The sequence below is a fragment of the Mesorhizobium sp. M1A.F.Ca.ET.072.01.1.1 genome, assembly GCF_004023325.1.
Taxonomy (GTDB): Bacteria; Pseudomonadota; Alphaproteobacteria; order Rhizobiales; family Rhizobiaceae; genus Mesorhizobium.
Genome location: NZ_RZSF01000708.1, coordinates 1 through 536, shown reverse-complemented (window position 1 = coordinate 536; position 536 = coordinate 1). Strand labels below are relative to the sequence as shown.

Sequence of the window (536 nt, the reverse complement as noted above, 5' to 3'; positions counted from 1 at the left end):
GTCTATTTGCGAACCGTACTCGATCGCCATCTTTGAGCGCGCCGGCAAGATCATTTTCAAGCGCGCATTCACTGATGGCGCCTTCGCCATCGATGCAACGTTGGCGACGGCTGGGGACGTGGCGGATATGGCTGCGTGATGGCCATCGAGACAACGGGTCTCACCCCGCGCCTCGCAGCCGTGACCGTCGGCTTCTCACGTTTCGATCTGACGCGCTGGGACGGCGTGATGGCCTGGCTGAACGCAGGGGCGTCACCAAGCGAGTGCTTTCATATTCACACCGACGATATCGCGGCCACAGACGCCGCACTGAAAGAGGAAATCGATGCTTAGAATGAACCAACTCAACGGCTTCGGCGCGAACTTTCGACGGTTCTCAGCGCCACCCTCTGGACCAGTCGTCACCCACAGGGGCACATTCACGACGTCTGGCTCGGTCAATTCGATAACCCAGACAGGCGTTTCAATTGGCGCCGCGGCTGCCGGCAGGCTTGTCGTCGTGACGGGCCACATCGTGCGCGCCGCGGCTGCACAGC

2 protein-coding genes are annotated in these 536 nt (G+C 61.2%); both read left to right on the top strand.

Features of this window, described 5'->3' with window-relative positions; genetic code table 11:
• The first annotated feature begins 138 nt into the window (after positions 1-138).
• Positions 139-333: a hypothetical protein gene (locus tag EOA32_RS37650; RefSeq protein WP_128374337.1), complete on the top strand. Its 195-nt coding sequence runs from the start codon at positions 139-141 to the stop codon at positions 331-333.
• A 1-nt stretch (position 334) separates the two neighbouring features.
• The coding region (locus EOA32_RS39475) for a hypothetical protein (protein WP_210214898.1) at positions 335-536 on the top strand (202 nt) is incomplete at its 3' end.